Annotated in this window: 8 protein-coding genes; 1 reads left to right on the forward strand and 7 read right to left on the reverse strand. The window is 56.5% G+C overall.

Annotated elements, in window-relative coordinates; translation table 11 throughout:
* Nucleotides 1-2 precede the first annotated feature (2 nt).
* From E1J53_RS05530 to E1J53_RS05540, 3 genes are all read right to left on the reverse strand, one after another.
* A complete protein-coding gene (locus tag E1J53_RS05530; RefSeq protein ID WP_134271948.1) occupies nucleotides 3-7,817 on the reverse strand; it encodes a hypothetical protein in 7,815 nt (2,604 codons plus the stop codon).
* A gap of 198 nt (nucleotides 7,818-8,015) precedes the next feature.
* Nucleotides 8,016-9,188, reverse strand: a complete 1,173-nt coding sequence (uxuA, locus tag E1J53_RS05535) for a mannonate dehydratase (protein WP_134271949.1) — start codon at nucleotides 9,186-9,188, stop codon at nucleotides 8,016-8,018.
* A 12-nt stretch (nucleotides 9,189-9,200) separates the two neighbouring features.
* Nucleotides 9,201-10,025 (reverse strand): SDR family oxidoreductase, encoded by an 825-nt coding sequence (locus tag E1J53_RS05540; RefSeq protein ID WP_134271950.1) that lies wholly within the window; start codon nucleotides 10,023-10,025, stop codon nucleotides 9,201-9,203.
* Nucleotides 10,026-10,300: 275 nt separating this feature from the next.
* On the opposite strand from E1J53_RS05540, the gene E1J53_RS05545 reads away from it, so the two are divergent.
* A complete protein-coding gene (locus E1J53_RS05545; RefSeq protein ID WP_134271951.1) occupies nucleotides 10,301-12,421 on the forward strand; it encodes an alpha-glucuronidase family glycosyl hydrolase in 2,121 nt (706 codons plus the stop codon).
* Between the two features lie 115 nt (nucleotides 12,422-12,536).
* On the opposite strand, the gene E1J53_RS05550 is transcribed toward E1J53_RS05545, so the two are convergent.
* From E1J53_RS05550 to E1J53_RS05565, 4 genes are all read right to left on the reverse strand, one after another.
* Nucleotides 12,537-13,565 (reverse strand): glycoside hydrolase family 43 protein, encoded by a 1,029-nt coding sequence (locus E1J53_RS05550; protein WP_134271952.1) that lies wholly within the window; start codon nucleotides 13,563-13,565, stop codon nucleotides 12,537-12,539.
* A 40-nt stretch (nucleotides 13,566-13,605) separates the two neighbouring features.
* Nucleotides 13,606-15,078 (reverse strand): MFS transporter, encoded by a 1,473-nt coding sequence (locus tag E1J53_RS05555; RefSeq protein WP_134271953.1) that lies wholly within the window; start codon nucleotides 15,076-15,078, stop codon nucleotides 13,606-13,608.
* Nucleotides 15,079-15,108: 30 nt separating this feature from the next.
* A complete protein-coding gene (locus E1J53_RS05560; RefSeq protein ID WP_134271954.1) occupies nucleotides 15,109-16,251 on the reverse strand; it encodes an endo-1,4-beta-xylanase in 1,143 nt (380 codons plus the stop codon).
* A 92-nt stretch (nucleotides 16,252-16,343) separates the two neighbouring features.
* Complete coding sequence (locus tag E1J53_RS05565; RefSeq protein WP_368671732.1) at nucleotides 16,344-17,813, reverse strand: alpha/beta hydrolase family protein; 1,470 nt, start codon at nucleotides 17,811-17,813, stop codon at nucleotides 16,344-16,346.
* Between the last annotated feature and the right edge of the window lie 24 nt (nucleotides 17,814-17,837).

The raw sequence follows: 17,837 nt of genomic DNA on the forward strand, positions 1-17,837 counted from the left end.
ATTTATTCCTCCCAGGGAGCTTTTGCGTTAAGGGTAATGGTGATCAGGGGTTCCTGCTTATTGGTCAGCCCGTAGAAACCGTTACCGGGCTGCTGGATGTTGAGCGTCAGATCACTTGATCCGCTACTGGGTAAGCTGGTCGGGTCAAGCAATACCAGGCAACGGGTGCCACTGGTCGACCGTACGAAGTAGTCTACGTGGTTCGAGCCGCTGGCTTCCAGTAATTCCAGGGATGCTTCCCTTCCGGTTTCCCAAATCTGGAAAGCGGGGTCGATTACGTTTCCGGCGCCGTCCTGCACCGACTTCTTCTCCGGTTTTACCCGGTCTTTCCACATGGGTTCTGCCGCATCAATAAGGATGGCCCGCGGTCGGAACCCGGCACCAGCGACTTCCCACAACTGCCAGATGCCGGTTTTGTTGGCCCCGGCCTGCGGGGTCATTCCGGCGGCCGTCAGTACGGATTCCAGCATGGCATCGTCAATGAAGGCCACGTCTGGTCGGGAGGACTGACTGCCCGCAGCCGGTAGTCCCGCAAGCGGTTGCGTCAGGGCCATGGAGTGGACGGGAAGCGTATTGATGGACTGGGCGAAATCCGCCAAATCCGCAAACTGACTGGTTTTGAAGGCACGCCGGAAGGGAGGAACAACGGACGCTCCATCCGCTGGCGGTGGAGTGGGCAGTACCTCGATGTCGAAGGTGTAAGGCGTGCTTGGTTGCAGCTGGAACGGAGCTTCGTAGAGTCCGTGTTCGTTGATCATCACCGAGCCACTGGCGCAGGGCAAAATACCCGCCGCAATCAGGTTTTCTACTGCTTCGCGGTACGGAGTGAGTACTTCGGCAGCCTGCCCCGCCAGCGCGGTGATGGCATCCGGACTTCCGTTTACGGCCCCCCCGTCTGCCTTACGAATTACGCCCCGCAACTGCTTGCCGTAGGCCTGGTACATTTCCAGCGTACCCCGGTCATTGAAGATCACCTTCAGCGGATCGTTGAAGAAGTGGTATTCTTCGTCCATTTCGGGGGTGGTGCCCAAAACGTAGGGTTTCAGTTCCGGTGGCGGCACGTTATCGGTACGGAAAGAGAACTCTTGGGTGATGGTCTCTTCGTGGTCGTGGGGAATACCTTTGGCACTAACCGATTCTACCTTCGCCTTGTACTTGGCAATCAGGTGATAAACGCGGTTGGGTTTAAGTAAGGGACGGTCCGATTCCCCGTGGCCGAGGTAACCTTCCAGCGTATCCAACTGGGTTTGCTGCACGGCTTCAATGTGGGCGACCTGTTCGGCTTCGCTGAGGTGTAAACGTTCCACCGCCGCCAGATACATCGGCGGTACGTTAGGCGAAACCTTCGTGGTTACAAACCTTACCCGAACGCATTTCTCGGGGTTTTTCGGCTTGAAGGTGAAAACATGTTTTTCGTAAGCCTTGAAAAAATCCGAATGCAGGAAACGGGTGATTTCGATGACCTTGTTTCTCCAGGGCAGTACGGGGTCGAGCCAGTCGGAGGGGAAATCCGATGCGCTACTGACGGGACTACCCAGAAAAGTTCGTAGCGGAGCTTCGTGCAGGACTTTGCCCTCTTCATCCAGTTCTTGCACCATGATGTGATTCTGGAATTTGATGAAAACGGCGATGTAGAAGTGGAGGTATTCTACGGCTCCCGTTTCCAGGTCGAGCAGGCACTCCAGGGGATTTTGCAGCAGGTATTCCTGAAGGATTTTGGCTAGCTCCTGGTTTTGCTCCAGCAGGGCGTCGCCGGTGCGGTCGTGCTGGCGTAGGGGGTAAGGGAATTGCAATGCCCGGTAGCAATGTGGCATTTTCTCCAGTCCCTTGTTACAGTTCCGGTAGTAACACAATTGGGTGATCACGCCCTTTACCTTTCGGAAGGAAACCACGAGGGTATAGATGCCTTCGGCCTCGATGGTCAGCACGGCGGTTCCCATCCCGGAGGTCAAAAGCTCGCCTTCTTTCCCGGTGATGCGTTCACCCTTGGCGTTCAGGGCCGCCAAATCATAGGTTCCTTCCCCACGGAAAACTACCCGGAGGTCGATGCGGCACACCGACTCTTTAAACTGGATGCTGAGTTTGCCGAATTCAACGCCCCTGGTGTTACCGAAATCAATGATGCGGGCATCCTTAATGGACACGCCTTCGTGTTCGATGGTATCGCGTGAGCCGGGTAAGAAAATGTCGGGGTTAAGTCTGCCCGGGAATCGAATCGTGGGCCCGGGGTTGACCATAACCATTCCCGGGTCGAGGGTTGGTGTCGACCTGATCTCGCGAAGAATGGCGGGGTCAATTACGGGACCTCTGGGATCGATGGAAATTCTGTTCGGTGGTGGCTGGGTGGGCAGTTCCGGTTTAAGGATTGCTTCCAGGCGCTCCCGCGGCGTAAGTGTAGTTTCGTCAACGGGACGGAAAACGTTTTCCCGAAGTCGTCGCAGGCTGCGATCGCGCTTCACGACCAGCTCATCCTGCCAGTCCAGTAGTGGATGACGATCCGATTTTTCGGTGAAGTCAATACAGGTTTTTTCGGGCTTCTGGCCGTCCACCACCATCCGGTGGGAATAATCAATTTCTTCGGTGTATCGTCCTGGAGGAACGGGAATCCCCACAACCCTGGCGTCGGCTTTGCTGGCCAGGCCGTAGGCCTCCAGGGTGTTTTGCCAGGCGTCGGAGCCTCCCTGGGGCTCCCGGATGATCAGTTGGTCGTCGGGTTCACCCTCCCGCAGACTGTCGTCGGGATCTGGCTTGACGCAGCCCGTCAGGGTCCACCCGGAAGGTGAGGGCCCCAGCGGCTGGCCGCAGAAATGGAAGAATACGCTGGCCGGAGGTGCTGGTTTTTTACAAAGATTCTCCCACTGGACCTCAATTCGGCGGTTAAGTTCACTGCTTCTTTCGAGTGCGCGCGCGGCGGTCGTGGGTACCCGGGAGAATAGGGCCAGATCCACCGATTTATGGGCTTCGTTATTGAGTCCGCTACCGCTGTCTTCCTTGCGCCAGGTTGCCGGCACGGGATCCGGGTCATTGTAGGCGGAGCCATTTTGCTCGATCAGCGAAAGTTCGAGGAGCTCATATCTGATTTTGGTTTCTTCACTCAGCCGGACCCACCCCCCCGGCCGGAGGTCCGGGCTGGTCCCCAGCGGCTCGGTAAAGGTGGTAGTACCGGAAGTAACCGGAGAAGCGTAGAACTGAATGACGGGCACCGTGTCGATGGGTACCACGGGCAGGTCGGTCGTAACCCGGCCCTCGGCGGCGTTGCCGAGGCTGGCGTCAATCGGCCGGTCACCACCCTGCCCGGAAAGCAGTACCGGGGCGTAACTCTGCAGATACACGCCATTGATCAGGGGAGGCGCTTGCACCTTCCTGACGCCACGTTCAATGGTGATGTCGATGCAGGCGCTGACGCTGAAGAAGAAGAAGTCCACCTTACCGCACACCTCACCGTGGATGTAGATATAGAACGGATCATTGTTCAGTCGGGTAATCTCTACGTCCAGGGTTCCACTGGCGCCGATACTGATGATGAATAGACGAAGTTCTCCCCGGAAAAACATGCTGCCCACCAGAATGAAGGGAGAAAAAGAAAGTCCGACGTGGAAACCGGCTCCAATTTCGAGGTACAATCGTGCGGGGCGGGACCCAAAAAGTAGGGAGGCTTCCATACCCAGGGCGATGGCCACTCCCTGAAGCGTTTTATTCAAAATTGGCGCGCTACTTGGCACGTAGGGCAGCTGTCCGGGGAAGGTCAGCTCATGGCCCTGAATCATGAAGTAAGCACTACCCCGCACCATATTCAGGATGTTGGCGGAAACCGGAACGGCGTAGGTGCCGAGCCAGAAGTGCCAGTGGCTGGGGTCATCGAGTTTAAATAGGATCTCGATGGGGATTTTAAGTTGTAGCACTTCCTCAATCTCAAAGTCGATCAGGACGCCAATGGTGATCTTCTGCTGCTCAAAATCCAGATCGATCACGGCAATAATGCCGGTGGTTAGCTGAGCGGCATCACTGTCGACCCCTTCGGGCTTTACGCTGATGAATTTCATCTTCACCATGATGAGAATGCGCGGCCCGGGTAATTCGAGCACGAACATTCCCTGGAAATTGGCCGTAAAGCCAGTGTCCATGGTGCCAAGAATAACGCCGACCCCGAAGGACCAACGGTCAAAGCTAGGCCCCCAGAGCGCCTGCCCGCCAGCATTGCGGAGTTGCGTCGGATCTCCGTCGGCCTTGACGAGCCAGCGCAGGGCCGGCCCAATCGGGTCGGCGGCCTGGGCGGGGTCCTCCAGTCGGCGGTAATGCATGGCGAAGAGCCCCATGATTCCGTAGAGACCCAGTCCCGAAGCCCCCAAGACAATGGGAGAGGGGAATTCAACGCGTAGGCCGACAAAAACGCCAACCCCTTCCCTGCCGGTGTTATTGTCCCGCAGGCTGGTAACGCCGACGCTTCCGGCGATGCGCAGTTTAACGGGCACGATGGTCAGATCTAATCCCCCCTCAATGCCCTTGGCCGTGATGGTGGACCCATCGGGTTGGGTGACCGGGCCATCGACGATGTTCACAAAACCATTACCCACCAGGGTGCCGGGAATATTGACCTTTACCCCACTGGGCATGATCTGGACGTTTCCGTCGCCGTCCAGTGGGATTTTTATCTTGAACTTGTCCACCGTAATCACCCCGAGATCGGCCTTGATCGACAGATCGATTTCCAGCGTCAGGGGGTTAAATCGCGCCAGACGCGCAGCCGTCACACCGAAAAGGTTTCCGAGGGGTGCGGGTAAGCTGAAGAGGCTGGGGTCGGTGAGGTTAAGGTCGTATCCCTTACTGGGGTCAAAGATTGGGGTGTAGTCCAGCCCCCCCGTAGTGGAATGGTGGTGGAGCTGGAAACCAATGGCTTTGTAGCGAACCTTGAGGGGCGGAGCCGTCGCGTTGGCTACGTTGCGGTCTGCGCCGATGCCGATGCTGGGGACCACCAGGTCAAATTCGACCCCGTAGTCAAACATGATTGCGACCTGAATGGAATTGGGGCCGGGAGCACCGGGCTCGCTGAATTTCACCATTAATTCGCCGCCATAAAGGACAACCCTTCGGGTCCGGACGATGCCTAACGCGCCGATGGCAACCGGCACGGCCAGGCTCGCTCCCAGACCAAGCCAGGCACCTGCGTCCTCGCTATTATCTGCCGTGTTTACGGCGGCGGCGTTGATGATTGGCGCAAAGATCATCAGCGCTCCAAAAATGTTTTTGAAGGCATCCGACTGTGGTCCCGTACCGTTTTGCAGGTGCACCAGGCCGTCGGTGTCTCCGGGGTCCGACCCGAGGGCCAGCCCTACGCCGTATTCGCTGGTGGCCGTATTATAGGTGTAGAGCACCTTGAAGTCCACTACCCCATCCTCGTTGTTCTGGTTACCGTTGCCGTTGCGTAAAGCCAGCGCTCCAGCACTATTGCCCGACGCCGTCCGGAGTTGTTGCTCCATCGCCGTTTCGAAGTCCACCTTACCGTTCAGTTCGAGCAATACCATGGTGTTGCGCTCGAAGCGCACCCGAAAGCCCAGGCGGCGGATCACCGTCGGCATTTCGTTGGGCGGGGGATTGCCGGTTCTTTCGGGAGTCGGTGGCGGAACGACGGTTGGGGGTGTCGGTGGAGTGCCCCGGCCGATGGTCGCCTGAATATTGATCGCCGTAGTAGCGGTGAAGGATCCGGTGATCCGGAAGGCCTGGAAGGTGCGTGTTGGCCCATTGGCGCTACCGCTGCCGGCGTAATTTTGGTTGCTATTGGCCTGTACGGTGTGGGTGGGGGTACTGATGCCCATCAGACTGGCCAGCTTGGTGAGCAGGGCGGCGCCAACCGCCGCCCGGTTTTCACTTAGTTTCTGGTCGTGGCTAAGGTTGGTTCGGTAACTGGCGAAACCATCTACCTGTGTAGTACCCGTCAGGTTCCCCAGGTGCGGCAGCCAGGCGTTAAATCGGGCTAGCTGGCTGACGAACTGCGGATCTCCACTGGCTGGACTGGCGGGTAAATTCAATCTCGGGCGCAGGGGGTCGGAGTTATCCAGGGTCAGCGCGTTAACGTCCGCCCGGTAGTTGGCCAGTTCGGCGGCGGTGTAGGGCTTATCGATGGTGAAGGTGACTTCCAGACTGGCGGCGGGGGGCGAGGTCGCAGGTGCCACGAAGGCCACGTTGTAGCTGGCGCCCTGGGGTAAGGAGAAGCTTAAATCCCGATCCTGGTTGGTAATCTGCTTGGTCAGATCCGGTAGTCCACCACCCCGGGAGATGGTCAGGTCGCCGGCGCGGTTGCCGGCCACCGTGAGCCGTTCAACCAAGCCGCTCCGGGCGGGAACGTGATCCAGCCGGTGCTGGGCGGTAAAGCCGCTGACGGGCGTGAGTACGGCGGCGATGTAATCCGGCGACGGGTTGCGATCCTGTGGGGTGCCGGTCCCTCCCCGGCTGCTGTCGTTTTCCAGCCGCTGCACGTTGACGTTCAGCCATTCGGCGTACTTGCGGGGAGTGGGTGATAGGCTGTCCTCCACGTAAACCAGGTAGCGCTGGTCGGTGCCAATGGTGTCAAAAACGGCCCGTCGCTGGGCCGATTGCCACACGTCCGAAGACCCCCGGAATACCCGAATGGTGTAGGGCGGATGGCCGCCACTGATGTCCACCGTAAGCACCGAGTTCTGGGTGACGGTGGCGCGCCCCGGCGGGGCACTCGGACTGGTGACGGAAGGCGGGCTGGCGGGGGCGGAAATGATGCCGTGCGTAAAGTCTTTTTCCTCGTTACCGGTAAAAATTTTGGTTTCTACCCGTAGGGACGTCACTTCCTGGTTCAGGAAAACGTCGAGGGCTCCTTCAAGGCTTACCTCCCCGGCAAAGGAAATAAGGGCATCGTTGACGCGTAGGTTGAAGCCAACCCCCTGATCATTGCTGTAGTAGACGAGCATTTGCCCGAAGTACAGACCGGTAAAGTCCTCTGAGGTCCCGAAGTGTTGCAGGATGGCCGGTGGGGTACTTTCGGTGCTGAGATCCAGCATGATTTGATCAACGCTGAAGGCAAACTGCCCGCTGGCGTGGAGGGCAATTTGGGGGTCCATGCTGATGAAGTTGCCCACCTTCAGGTCATGGGCACTGTCGATTCCCGCTCCGCCCCAGGAGTTTATGGCGAATTGTACGTCTTCTCCCAGATTAGCTCCCTGACGGTATTCAAGGACAGCTCGGGGTAATACAATATTGACTCTCTTGTTGACGTAGGTGGGGCTGGTCTCCGCAATCACCCGGTGGCTTGCGGGGTCGAGTTTTCCGGGCTTCCAGTCTTGTCCGAGGCTGAAGTTCAGCACGTCCACCAAAAGTTCCAGTTTAAAGGCGAATCCCGGATAATCCGTTACCGTTTCGTCGAAGGCACCAGCCGGATTGGGGTGGGCAATATCGCGATCCGTATCGGGTTCGGAAGCCGGACGGAGATCCTGTAACAGCTCCACGACATTGTCCAGATCGGAGTTAGCGGTTGGAGGGTTACCCGCAGGATTGATTACGTCATTAATCTGATTGGTGGCGTCGCGGGAGACCGTCATCCGGAAGGGAAAGCGGTTGCCGTTCCAGCTAAAGGATGTCCCACCGGGTTGCTCTTGTTCAAAAGCCCCGCCTTCCCCATCGCCGTTGAGGACCAGGGTGCCCACGTAGATGATCAGCGCATCGTCATAGGTGGTCTCGAATTCGTCAACGGCCAATAGACTCAGAACCCGATCAATGTAGTCGGGAAAGCTGAACCCCAACTGAAATTGCGGGCCCAAAAGATCGTAGAGGTCAAGCTTGCGGATTGGCATGAGTCAAGGGTGTATACGTGTCCGTTCTTTGCCACCGGCAAAGAGCAATTTTAATACGAGAGCCAATCCTAAGTATCGCTTCTTTATGACACCAGAAATGAAAGTGTCACGGCGAATTCCATTTAAATTTAGGCTTTTAACCTACTCGAAGCAAGAGCAACGTGAAATTGGGATCAATAAATGCTTTGCGTTAGGGAATTATACGCTAATTCCGTGCTGCAATCCCGTGAGTTCCGCCAGCCCCTTCATTCTGCCGATAATCGGGTAGCCCGGATTGATTTTCGACACTTCTTTGTCAAGGTCATCCAGCATCCGGTGGCCGTGGTCCGGCCGCATGGGGATGGGCGAAGTACGGGTCTGGTTTTCCCGGAGCAATACCCGGACCACTTCCCGCATGGGAACGTCCCCTTCCAGATGATCCGCTTCATAAAAACTGCCATCGGCGTTTCTTTTGGTGCTTCTCAGGTGGATGAAGTGAATGCGATCCCGGAAGGCTTCGGCTATCCCGACCAGATCATTATCCGGGCGGACGCCCAGACTACCGGTGCAGAAACACAGACCATTGGCCGGCGAGGGGACCTCTTCGATCAATCTTGCAAAGTCGGCCTGCGTGCTCATAATCCGCGGGAGCCCCAGAAGCTGGAAGGGGGGATCGTCGGGATGAATGACGAGCTTAATGCCCAGGGATTCGGCCACCGGACAGACCCGCCGCAGGAAGTTGATCAGGTTTTCCCGGAGGCGCTCTTCGTCAATATCGCGGTAGGTAGCCAGGGCTGCCCGAAATTCCTCCATCGTAAAGCTCTCTTCGCTTCCGGGAAGGCCCTTGATGATGTTCGCGGTAATTCTTTCGACGGCGTCCGTATCCAGTTGCGGGTAGAGCTTTTCGGCGGCGGCCAGGGTCGCCGCATCGTAAGCGGCATCCGCTTCGGGCCGCTGCAGGATGTACAAATCAAAAACCGCAAGCTCAATCAGGCTAAACTGAATAGCCGATTTCCCGTCGGGTAGGTAATAGTCTAGATCCGTTCGGGTCCAGTCCATCACCGGCATGAAGTTGTACGTAACGATGGACAATCCACAGGCCGCCAGGTTCCTCAGGGATTCCACGTAGTTGGTCAGGTGGCGCTCCATGGCGTCCCCCCGGGTTTTGATGGCTTCGGAAACCGGCAGGCTTTCCACCACCGTCCATTGCATGCCCGCATTTTCTATCTCCTCCTGCCGTTTCCTGATCTCGGCTGTTGACCATACCTCCCCCACCCCGATGTGGTGTAAGGCCGTTACGACGCCGCGGGCCCCGGCCTGACGTAAATAGGATAAAGGAGTGGGATCCTTGGGGCCAAAGTGCCGCATGGTGGGCTGTAGAAGCTGCTTCATGATCTCCATAATTTATACGCCTGAAAATGCGGAAAATCCTCCGTCAACCGGCACTACCACGCCCGTGACGAAGCTGCTGGCGTCCGCACAAAGGAATACCAGGGTGGTGATCAGTTCGTGGGCCTCTCCGAACCGGCCCATCGGGGTGTTGGCGATGATGGTGTCTCCCCGGTCGGTCAGGCTTCCGTCCTCCTTCAGCAGTAGCGTCCGGTTTTGTTCCCCAATGAAAAAGCCCGGCGCAATGGCGTTTACCCGCACCTTTCCCCCAAACTTTTTGGCGAATTCCACCGCCAGCCATTTGGTGAATATATCAATGCCGGCCTTGGCCGTGCTGTAACCCACTACCCGGGTAATGGCCCGGTCGGAGGCCATGCTCGAGATGTTTACGATGCTCCCACTCTCCCCCTGCATCAACAATTCCCCGAAAATCATACTCGGAAGCACCGTTCCGTCCAGATTTAGGCGACTGACCTTGGCGAAATCTTCCATGTCAAGATCAAAGAACGATTGCTCGGGAGCAATCGTAGCCCCCTTCTGGTTTCCTCCCGCGGCGTTGACAAGAATGTCCAGACCTCCCCACTCGCGTTCCAGATTTTTCCGGGCCTCAGTGAGGCTTTTTTTATCGAGTACGTTGCCCGGCAACAGGAGAAGATGGTCGTTATCTACTTGCTGACTCTCCCTTATTTTTTCTGCCGCCGCATTTAAGTTATCGGGGTTTCGGCTCAGCAGAGCAACCCGGCATCCCGCCGCGAGCAGTCCGGAAGCCATGGCGGTGCCTAACGCTCCAGTACCGCCCGTAAGCAAAGCCGTTTTACCGGACAGGTCAAATAAATTCATATTACGATTTTGATCAGAGGGAGGACGCTATCCTGACGGAGCTGCCCCTGCTCAACCATGAACTATTTAGAATAAAATGTACGGTCTTTGGCGATTTGGTCTTGGTCCGTTAAGTGCATGTGGCAGCATTTCTCGTCATCAAGACCGATTAGGAGGCCAACCATGAGAATTCAGTATTATTAAACTCCACCTTCGGTATTTAATGTTAGCTACCTTATTCTCACAATACTGTCTTCCCCAGACAAAATTTATTGTCACCAAAACTTACAGTTAGTATGCGTAATTTACTGTTTTTCATCATTTTAAGCGCATCCTTTGGGGTGAAAGCAGAAGATGGTTATCGCCTGTGGCTACGGCATGATTTGATTGAGGATACTGACCTCCGAACGAAATACGTGAAATCGGCCGCTTTTGTGCACTGCGAAGAGGTGTCCCTCGTAGCCGAAACTGCGACCCGGGAACTGCGTAAGGGACTCGGGGGGCTCCTGGGAATTACGTTGTTCGATGAACCGGGAAAGCAGGGTGATCAGGGAGTGTACCTGGGCATTCGGGGGAAGTCTTCCCGGATTGAGGACTTCCTGAAGGACAACAATGTCCCCGACCTCGGCAGTGAGGGGTACCACCTTGCGGCGGATGAGGGCGATTTGCTCATCATTGCCGACGACGACAAAGGCTTGCTCTACGGGGCCTTTGACCTACTGCAAATGATGAGTCGGGGAGAAAGTCTCGCGACCCTCAACCGCACGGAGCGCCCCGCCTACGAACACCGCATCCTCAACCACTGGGACAATCTGGACCGAACGGTAGAACGGGGATACGCCGGATTCTCCATCTGGAATTGGCACCAGCTCCCGGACTTCATTGACCAGCGCTACGTCGATTACGCCCGCGCCAACGCTTCCGTGGGCATCAACGGGACGGTAGTGACCAACGTGAACGCTAACTCCCTGGTCTTCCGGGACGATTATCTGGACAAGGCCGCGGCGCTGGCGGACGTTTTTCGCCCCTACGGCATTAAGCTTTACCTCACCGCCCGCTTCAGCTCCCCCATGGAATTGGGGGGACTGGAAACTGCCGACCCCCTGGACCCAGAAGTAATGGCCTGGTGGAAGGATAAAGTAGAAGAAATTTATGCCCGTATCCCGGATTTTGGCGGCTTTCTCGTCAAGGCGAATTCGGAGGGTCAACCCGGTCCGCGGGAATACGGACGGAGCCACGCCGAAGGCGCCAACATGCTGGCCGATGCCCTGGAACCCCACGGGGGAATCGTGATGTGGCGGGCCTTCGTGTATACCGACAAGGAAGGAGGCGATCGCTTTCGGGAAGCGTACGATGAATTCCGGCCGCTGGACGGAAAATTCCGCAAAAACGTTATGCTGCAGATCAAAAATGGCCCGATTGATTTTCAGCCGCGGGAGCCCGTTTCTCCCCTGTTTGCCGCCATGCCCCGCACCCCTCTACTGCTGGAATTACAGATCACCAAGGAATACCTCGGGCAGGGAACGCATACCGTCGGCCTGGCCAGTATGTATGAGGAAATACTGACCACCGATATGCATCCGGAGCAAGCGGGTGGTAAGGTGCATGAGCTGGTCAGTGGGATTGCCGGGGTAAGTAATATCGGAACGGCCAGAAACTGGACCGGCAATCTGTTCGGACAGGCCGACTGGTACGCATTTGGTCGCTTGAGCTGGTCTCCGGAAACCAGCGCCCGGACCATATTTCGGGATTGGTCCGCCCTGACCTTCGGCACGAAACCCACGGTAGTGGACCGGGTAACCCAAATGCTCACCATCTCCTACCCCGCCTGCGTGAATTACATGACGCCCATGGGACTGCACCACATCATGGCAACCGGACACCACTACGGCCCGGGGCCCTGGGTGAACGACCTCGGGCGTGACGACTGGAATCCCTACTACTACCACTGGGCTACAAAGGACAGCGTTGGCTTTGACCGTACGGCAACGGGCAGCGGGGCACTTAGCCAGTATCCTCCAGCCTTTGCGAAGCAATATGAGGATCCCGACAACTGTCCGCCCGAGTTTTTGCTCTGGTTTCACCGGGTTCCCTGGTCAATGACCCTGGCCAACGGAAATGATTTGTGGCGGGAAATCGGACTGCGGTACCAGCGCGGGGTGGACCAGGTTGACGAAATGCAGAAAATGTGGAACAGCCTGAAGGCAGACATTGACCCCGAGCGCTTCGTGTATGCCGCCCAGCACCTGAACATCCAACGTAAAGAAGCAGCGTGGTGGCGGGATGCCTGCCTGTCCTATTTCCACTCCGTTAATGCGCGGCCATTACCCCACGAAGTACCCGTTCCGGCGAGGAGTTTGCAAAGCTACGTAGACGAGTTTTACCCCTACTCCCCGGGCATCCGGCCGCGGTGGTGATGCTCGTGACCAGGTCTGGTATTATCTCGTTGGAGTAAAGTATTTTTTGGGCGCGGAGCGCAGGTGCAATGCTCATACCTAAGAGCACTGCACCTGCGCTCCGCGCCCAACTATTCTAATTCTCCTCAGCCCCCTCGATTTGGTAAGGTTGTAAGGGATTAATTGCGCCACGGTCATCGTAGGTTATTTCGCTCATTTTAATGGAACGCAGATGGGTGATCCCGCCGGACAGGATGGAATCGTGGTAAAACAGATACCATTTTCCCCGCCATTCGCAAATGGAATGATGCGTCGTCCAGCCTACGACGGGTTCCAGTATCCGTCCCCGGTAGGTAAAGGGCCCGTAGGGTGAATCCCCCGTTGCGTAGCACAGAAAATGAGTATCTCCGGTAGAGTAGCTGAAGTAGTACGTGCCGTTATACTTATGCAGCCAGGCTGCTTCGAAGAAACGACGATCGTTGTCTCCGGCGAGTAATAGTTGTCCGTTTTCGTCCAGTATCTCTACTGCTCGTGGTGCTTCGGCCAATTCGAGCAGGTTATCCTTGAGCCGGGCAACCCGCGGCAGTAAGGCCGGTTGATCGTCGGCCGGTAGCTCGTGGGCTTCATCGTACTGGTTGTTACGGTACTTCTGGAGTTGTCCGCCCCAGATTCCCCCAAAATAGAGGTAGTAGGCACCATCATCGTCCGCAAAAACTGCGGGGTCGATCGAATAGGTCCCAGCAATGGGATTTTCTTCCGGGGTGAAGGGACCTTCCGGCGCATCACCCACCGCAACGCCGATGCGGAAAATGCCGTCGTGATCCTTTGCGGGGAAATAGAAGTAATACTTGCCCCCCTTTTCGGTAGCGTCGGGGGCCCACATTTGACGGGCGGCCCAGGGAACATCCTTTACGTGCAGCGCCACACCGTGGTCCGTCGCTTCTCCTCCCGGGGCATCTAGTGAAATTACGTGGTAGTCTTCCATCGCAAAATGGTCGCCGTTGTCGTTAAAGGCGATGCCAGCCTCAATGTCGTGGCTGGGATAGATGTATAATTTCCCGTTGAACACGTGTGCGGATGGGTCGGCGGTATAAATATGACTTACCAGAGGGGCGGCAATGGCTCGCTTGGCTAGTTTCTGGTAGTCAGCTTCTGGGGTTGGCATGCGGTAGATATTTTAGGAATGATGGATTGATGCTGCGAAATCAGTTCGTGCGGCGAGCTAAAAGATCCTGCTCCAGTTGGATTTCCATCTTCTTGTCGATTTCATAGAAATAAAGGGAAGCACAACCGATCAGGAAGGGAATGGAAGCGAATACGCTCACCATCAACTTAATGCCCGTTACCGTTGCCGGTGCCTGTTGGGCGAGTTCAGCATTGTAGTTGTAGGCGGACAGCAGGGTCGCCACGAGGGCCCCTCCGATGGAAAGACCCACCTTCAGACCAAAGATCATGGCCGAGAAGACGATGGCGGTGGCCCGACGGTTATTTTTCCACTCCGAATAGTCGGCCACGTCCGCGATCATCGCCCACAGGAGGGGAACGGTCACGCCGTAGGAAAGCCCGTGAGCGACCTGAGCCAGGAAAACGAGCTTAACGGCATCCGGCGGGAAGAACACGTAGACCAGGAGAAAGCAGGTGGAGACAAAAAGTCCGATGCCAAATACGTTCCGCTTCCCGAAGCGGTCGGCCAGCGACTTACTGAAGAAAATTCCGATGATCTGACAAATGATGCTGGTGGCGTTGAAGAAGCTGAAGGCAGAAGTCGCTGGGTCCTCAGGCCACTGAAATTCGGCTAAATTCATGCTGGCCAGGATGCTGTTCAGGTTGTCAATGAGTCCGTTGAAGCCCGTGTTCTCCAGGAAAAGCGCCAGGGCATTTTCGTCCATGTATTCCGAGAAGTAATACACGTAGGAGCCGCCCTTCAGGGCCAGGGTCACAAACACCAGAGTGGTCAAAATGACCATCACGATCCAGGGGCGATTCTTGGACAAGTCACGCAGATCATCCAGGACACTGGACTCTTGCTCTGGCTTGGGAATGATGCGCTCCCGGGTGGTCAGAAAGGTGATGATGAACATGACAATTCCCGCGCAGGCGAGGAAAAACATGGTCCGTTCGAAGCCAATGGCCTTGTCGCCATCTCCCAAAATGAGGACCAGCGGCAAGGCCAGCACCTGGATGATGAACTGGGCCACCATTACGGCGACGAACCGGTAACTGGACAGGCTGTTCCGTTCGGCCATGTCTCCGGTCAAAACGCCGCTTAGGGCAGAGTATGGGAGGTTATTGGCCGAATACACCAACACCAGCAGGAAGTAGGTGATTCCCGCATACAATACCTTGCCACTGGGGCTGAAGTCGGGCGTAATGAACGTCGCCATGACAATTACCCCAAAGGGAATGGCGGTCCACAAAATCCAGGGGCGAAACTTGCCCCAGCGGGTCCGGGTCCGGTCGGCAATGACGCCCATGACGGGCGTGAAAATGGCGCCTCCGACAATCCCCGCCCAGAATATGATCAGGGCGGCCGCTCCGGCAGAAATTCCGTAAACGTCGGTGTAATAGAAGGCGATGAAGGTTACCAGGGTCTGGAAGACCAGGTTCGCCGCTAGATCGCCTAAGGCGTAGCCTACCTTTTCGGTAACGCTAAGTTTGTGTGCTTGACTTGTTGTCATATAATTGGTGAGTGTTCAGATGAATGTATCCTAATCCCGGTTCGCCGCTAACTGCATCAGGCGCTCGTGGGCCTTTTTGGGTTTGAACTGCCGGTCAAACAGCAGCGGGTAATTGGTTCTGCCCCGGATAGGCCAGCCGTTCAGCCAGCTTTGATTATCGTGAATTCCCCAGAAAGTAACCCGGGTGATGTGCTCATGCTTTTCCAGGAAAAGCCGAAACAGCTCCTCGTAGCGATCGGCCAGGCGTATCTGGACGGAGTCGGGAAGTCCGCCGGGATAGGGGTTCATCATTTCGCTCTCCTCGAAGTTCTGCTCCACGGCCGCCCCTTCCAGGTCCCAGGGGTTGGGCAATACGGTCAGGTCGAGCTCCGTGATCATCACTTTGACCCCGGTGGCAGCGTAGGCGTCGATGCTGTTGCGCACCTGACTGATCGGTGGGCCATTCAAATTGTAGTGGGCCTGCATACCAATACCGTCGATACGCACGCCGTTGTCCTGTAAAAGCTTGGCAATACGGATGGCCCCCTCTCTTTTCTCTGGGTTGTTCAGGTTGTAGTCGTTGTAGTATAGTTCCGCATCCGGATCCACCTCCTGCGCTAACCGGAAGACGTCTACAATGTACTGCTCTCCCAACACTTTATAAAAAACCGATTCGCGATAACTACCATCCTCATTGAGGGCTTCGTTCAGTACATCCCAGCCATCGATTTTGCCCTTGTAGCGTCCGGCTACGGCCCGGATATGTTCTTCCAGGTACGTCCGTAACTGATCCGGGTCGGTGGTCTCCTTTACGTAGTCGGGAAGTTGACTGTGCCAGACCAGTGTATGCCCGACAATCCACATGTCTTGTTGCTCACCTAGTTCCACGTAGGCATCGGCCATGTCCCACTCAAAGCGGTTGGCCTCCGGTTGGATATTCTCCCATTTCATGACGTTTTCCGGAGTAATGGAAGTGAACTCCCGTTCCAGGATCGCCAACCCGGCGGAGTCGGTACCGTCCAACTGGACCCGATTTACGGCGGCACCAATATAGAAGTTAGGGGCGTATACGGCACCTAGCGAGGGCGCGGACTCGGTGTTTGATGCTGTCTCAGATACATCGGCGGTGGATGGTCCACAGCCCAGGTAGATTAGCGAGCAAAGTAGCAGGAATCCATAGTTGATTAAGCGCATAAATTGACGATTTTGTGGGTGATGATAATTTACTTCCCGATAGGGGGGGCTTGATTAGTTGTTCTGCTGGATGATTCTTGCCGCTGATGGAGCTATTGCATAAAGCGTTCGGCCCAGGGGATGAAATACTGGACGTTTGGCTGGTCGGTATGGCCGCCATCGTGCTGCCTCCAGGCAAGTTCTCCTTCAAGCAAACCAGTATTGACGGCGGGCATCTTTTCGCTCCAATAATCGTTTGATACTCCCAGGTCTTTTGCCCCAAGCAACTTGTAGGCCACTCCGGCAGCAATGGTTGCCATATAGCTGCCCTTCTGATCCAGCCATTCGGCGTCACCCTTTTCCGGAATACCGTAGCTGACAAAGACGGGCCTCGGGGCGCAAAGTGCGAGCATCATGTGGGCATCCACGGGTAGATCGCAGCCGGTCATTTTTCCGTAGGGAGAGCGATCAGCGCCGTACTTAAGGTAATTTCCGGCCATCCAGTGACTCCCCCACCCCGTGAGGTTTTCTACCGTCTCGCCGAATATTCTGCGGTGTAAGGTAACGCCACCCTTCCCCGATGATCCGATCAGTGCGGTGGCGAAGCGTGGCTCAAAGGCCATGGCCACCAGCGCGGCTTTTCCGTAGCGGGAAACACCCTCAATGCCTACGCGTTGGGCGTTTACCAGCGTATCCGTTTCGAGGTAATCCAACCCCCGTGCGGCGCCCCAGGCCCAGGCGCGTAAGGCGCCCCAATCGTCGGGTGACCGGGGTTGTCCCTTGTTGACGAGTCCGATGATACCCCGGGTGAGCCCCGCGCTGTTGTCCGCCTGAATGCTGGAGGGGCTGATGGTAGCGTAGCCCCAACCGGCGGCCAGCAATTGCTCCGTAGCGGGAGAGTCTCCATTGGGTGGTGGAGCAAACCAGTTGGGAGGAGGAAGACGGGTGATGGGTTGGTATGCCGGATAACGATCAAAAATTTCCTTTACCGAAGGTTTTGCTTCGATCATCATTTCCTTAAAGGCCGTATTCAGCGCTTCCAGATCTTCTTTATTTGGCTGGGCGGGAGCGGGGAAGGCCGGGCGACCAAACATCATGAGTACCGGAACGGGACCTTCAACGTTGGTGGGTACCACCAGCATCATCTCGATCTCGACTTCGATGGCCGGATAATCGCGGTTGTTCACGCGACCAATCAGTTGTTTGGCGACTACTGGTGTTCTACCGACAAACTCCCGGTCTTCCACTTTGACGGTCCAGTTCACCGCAGGAACCCGGTCGGGGACTTTACCATATACCTCCTCGCTCAACATTCTTGCCAATTCCGGGCGTCGCTCCTGCCACCATTGTTCGGGGTTGGTAACGCGGTCTCCGCTTAGGGTCTTCAGGATGGGGGGAAGTTTGGGGCAGGGGTTGGCGAGACTTTCGTCATAGTTGGTGGCGTTAGGCGAGGCCGGATCAGCACTCTTGCCTGGCCTTAAGGCCGTGATGCCCATGCGCTGCAACATATCCGCGCGGGCTTCTTCATCGGTAAAGGTGACCGGCTCCGACTGTCCGGAAAGTGCAACGGGAAGGATGAGCAGGTAGCAGCCGAGGAGAACGAGCAG

This window comes from Lewinella sp. W8 (assembly GCF_004375085.3).
Lineage (GTDB): Bacteria > Bacteroidota > Bacteroidia > Chitinophagales > Saprospiraceae > Neolewinella.

Excerpts from the sequence above, each read along its gene's own strand:
- uxuA (WP_134271949.1), bottom strand. The coding sequence starts at position 9,188 with ATGAAGCAGCTTCTACAGCCCACCATGCGGCACTTTGGCCCCAAGGAT.
- E1J53_RS05530 (WP_134271948.1), bottom strand. The coding sequence starts at position 7,817 with ATGCCAATCCGCAAGCTTGACCTCTACGATCTTTTGGGCCCGCAATTT.
- E1J53_RS05560 (WP_134271954.1), bottom strand. The coding sequence starts at position 16,251 with ATGCGCTTAATCAACTATGGATTCCTGCTACTTTGCTCGCTAATCTAC.
- E1J53_RS05545 (WP_134271951.1), top strand. The coding sequence starts at position 10,301 with ATGCGTAATTTACTGTTTTTCATCATTTTAAGCGCATCCTTTGGGGTG.
- E1J53_RS05540 (WP_134271950.1), bottom strand. The coding sequence starts at position 10,025 with ATGAATTTATTTGACCTGTCCGGTAAAACGGCTTTGCTTACGGGCGGT.
- E1J53_RS05550 (WP_134271952.1), bottom strand. The coding sequence starts at position 13,565 with ATGCCAACCCCAGAAGCTGACTACCAGAAACTAGCCAAGCGAGCCATT.
- E1J53_RS05555 (WP_134271953.1), bottom strand. The coding sequence starts at position 15,078 with ATGACAACAAGTCAAGCACACAAACTTAGCGTTACCGAAAAGGTAGGC.